General features: G+C 31.3%; 2 protein-coding genes. Both read left to right on the top strand.

Annotation, left to right across the window (positions count from 1 at the left end):
- Window positions 1-429: 429 nt before the first annotated feature.
- On the top strand, window positions 430-1,722 hold the full coding sequence (locus tag EO244_RS16695; protein ID WP_129255825.1) for a hypothetical protein: 1,293 nt from the start codon (window positions 430-432) through the stop codon (window positions 1,720-1,722).
- 877 nt (window positions 1,723-2,599) lie between these two features.
- Window positions 2,600-3,235: a hypothetical protein gene (locus tag EO244_RS16690; protein WP_129255824.1), complete on the top strand. Its 636-nt coding sequence runs from the start codon at window positions 2,600-2,602 to the stop codon at window positions 3,233-3,235.
- Window positions 3,236-3,382 lie beyond the last annotated feature (147 nt).

Here is a 3,382-nt window from a genome sequence, read left to right as displayed (position 1 = left end):
TTTTAATAACTTGTGTTCGCATAGGCCCTAGTTGTTTTTGTGTGGTACTAATACAAATTTAAAACTATGTGTCCCTTCTGTCAAAAGAAGGTGAACACAGGCCTATGCATTATCATAGTGGCTCATATAACATAGGCGGGTAGCGGGTTTTCGAAGGTTTTGTGCTTTTAATGAGCAACGGCAAGGTAGCTTTTTTAGAATAGTTATAGTTAAATGTAATTCTAAAATCGCTACCTTTCCTTTTTATAAAATTTAAAACATAAATCAACTAAGGTGCCTACGTTACATAGCGCCATCCGTTGTGCCCAATTGAAAAACTGAACAATAAATGTTAACTTAGTAAAATATGTTAGGGAGCGGTAAAGCCGTGTGAGGTGAGTCGAATTTTAAGGTTAGCCCTTAGTTTTCTCCCTAACTTTTTTTATTTGTATGGATAAAACAAATTTATATATCGTTCACAATGCAATATTCTCTATGAATAAAATTCCCTTAGGGGATAATAGGAATATGAGACCTCATTTAAATAAACTCTTTAACAACAACTACTGTTTTAGAGAGCACAGATTAAATATTTTAAATCCTTTTCAGGAAAACACTCAATCTCTTCCATTTATAAAAAACCTTGGATTAATTGTTTTTAATCCAAAAAGTATGAGATTGTCAAGTTCTGGATGTTGTGAAAGAGAATTATTAGCTCAGTTTTTAGGAGGTAGAGAAGAATATAATAATCCAGAAGCCCCACTACAGAATTTAGTTGAAATAGATGAAGATTGGGATGAGTGGAACCTATTTGGTTATAATGCTAAATTAGATGACCAAAGACATAATTATCTGTATTTTGAATTAGCGAAGAGTCTTCCAATTAAATGTATTATTAATGGTAAATGCATTGCAACAGGGAAAGTTCATACTCATATTTATCCGTTTGGTTATATTGTAATAAGCTTTGCTTTAAACATTGATTACTCTAAAACATCAGAAAACATTAAAACAATCCTAAAAGAAACAAGGCTAAATAGAAATAATAAAAATTGGAAATGGCGAAGTAAGTTTGGAGAATTACCTTTGAGTGAGATATTGAACAATGTTAAGAAATCCATATTAGAATCTTTCTTTGATTCTAATAGTATTCCATCAACAAGAATAACTATTGAAACATCAATTAAGCATTTTGATAATATAGCCTCTGAGTTGGACAATGTATTGAAAGGAGAAAATCAAAAATTTTCTATTGATGAAGAATCTAATGAGTATTTTAAAATAAATCCACAAGGTCTTTTAGTTAATTTTTCTAATGAAAGAACTAATAAATCAGCATTAAGATTCTTTTGGAAAATAAATACAATCTTTGAATATGCCTTTATACAAAAGCGTATTATGCATGACTATAAAAATTACCTTACTGACAAGGTTCAAGAGCTCAAAGAATATAGATTTCAGTTAGGCAAAAAATTGCTTGAAGAAGATATTGCTAAGTTTTCTGTGTTTGAACCTACAATACCTCGATTTATTAATGATTTTAATGCACACATTAAAGCTGCATCTCCATTTCATAGAAGAATATATTATGAAATTGAAAAAGGAATTAATCTTAAACATGACAAAGAAAAATTTAAGACCATAATTAATGAATGGGAACAAGAAATTGAAAAATGGGAACATCCAATAAAAGTATTATGGAAGAAATTCTTATCTCCTTTGCGTTCGTTATTAGGAGGATAAACAACTGGGCACAACAATGTATAAAAAACATAAGTGGTTCAGTGAGTTATGGAACATTTGCGCATTTAATCAGCTCCGCCAAATCTGCGATTTGACGGGTTGGTTTAAAATACTAAATTTATGTCTAATCGCACATTTGGCTCAGTGCAAATTGACAGGTAAGTGCTTCGAAATCACTTACATTTCTTATACTAACCGTTATGTACCATTAAGCTCTTTATGGAGAGATAAAACCCTCTTTATTTACGGCTGAGACAAAACGTTGGGGAAAGTTCCTTAAGGAGTAAAAGGACAAGAGAGGCAATGCGTAGCATTGTTCAAGTCTTATTCGGTGCTACCGTGAAAGATCGCTCTTTCAAACGACTAGTATCGTTAACTAAGACTTGGATAAGTTACTGTTTTTCAAGATGAATGTCAATAGCTTGACATGGATTAATGTTGAATAACAGCTAATTACACTTGTTCTTTTAAGAAAGGAACTTGGAGAGTTGAGGTCTTGTTTTGTATAAAGGACTCAGCCATTTATAGTTTGATATGACGCTGCCTTAGACAAATCTAAAGCTCATAAGATCAAACAAAATAAAGGAGTTTAGAAAGGAATAAAGAGTTTAACAGTGCCTTTTATCTATTTTAGATGGAGAATGAATTTCCTAAAATAGACTTGTTTTTAAGAGCCCGTTATGGGTGGGATACAAACAAAGGGGCTTTAAAAATAAAAGTACATAACAAAAGCTAAATTCAATTGGGGTTAAAGTAGCTTATAAGATGCTTTCTATCTCTTAGGAAACTAGAAATGAGAGATAGAAAAGTGGTTTTAATCCCCAACAAAATTTAGCAATACCGTTAGCAGTAATAATTATTTTTGAAAATCGCGATTATGAGAAGTTCAGCTTTAGTATTATTTTTTGTTTTAATAGGTTTTATTTGTCTCGGACAGACAAAGACTTTTTATCATGAATTTTATGAGACAGCTTCAGACATTCACATCAAAAAGTGGAATATTAACAAAGCCAATTTACCTTCAGCTTATGTGCAGGAGACTGTGGATAATCAAAATAGAGTAATTGAACTGAAGTTCTTCAAGAATGGAACATTGGATTACACTCATTTATGCTATGTGAGCGTTTGGATAAAATATGAATATCCTGACAATAATACAATCATAGAATATTACTTAAATTCAAAGGGACAGGAAAATGCGGAATTTGAATGTGAAATGCCTTCAAGGACAACTTTTAAATTATCTGAAAATCAAAAAATAATACTTAGTACGGAATCTAAATATAAAATTGATAAGTCATTTTATATTGAAAATGATTTTGAAGAAAGTCAACTGAATGAAATTATTAAATCACTTGAATCTCAAGCTAATACTGACAGGGTTGTCTCATATTTTTGTAAATCGTACTACAAAATGAATGGAATTTATCCAGTTTCAAACGAGTTTGACATAAATGACTTAATGTTTTCTGACGTAGAGAAAGCTGAAATTGAGAAGTCTTTAAAAAAATAATTACAACTGCTAACACGCGCTGCTATGTAATGCATAAACCTTGATACAAGCCCAATTTACGGCATTTTTTTGTTTTTCCCATCTCGTAAACATCAAAAAAAATGGCAATAAGAGGTTCAGTCATACCCCTTGCGGGTTGACGGGTTC

This window comes from Ancylomarina salipaludis, assembly GCF_004122035.1.
Lineage (GTDB): Bacteria > Bacteroidota > Bacteroidia > Bacteroidales > Marinifilaceae > Ancylomarina > Ancylomarina salipaludis.
The sequence above is the reverse complement of the archived record's forward strand: the minus strand, read 5'-3'. Positions and strand labels throughout refer to the sequence as shown.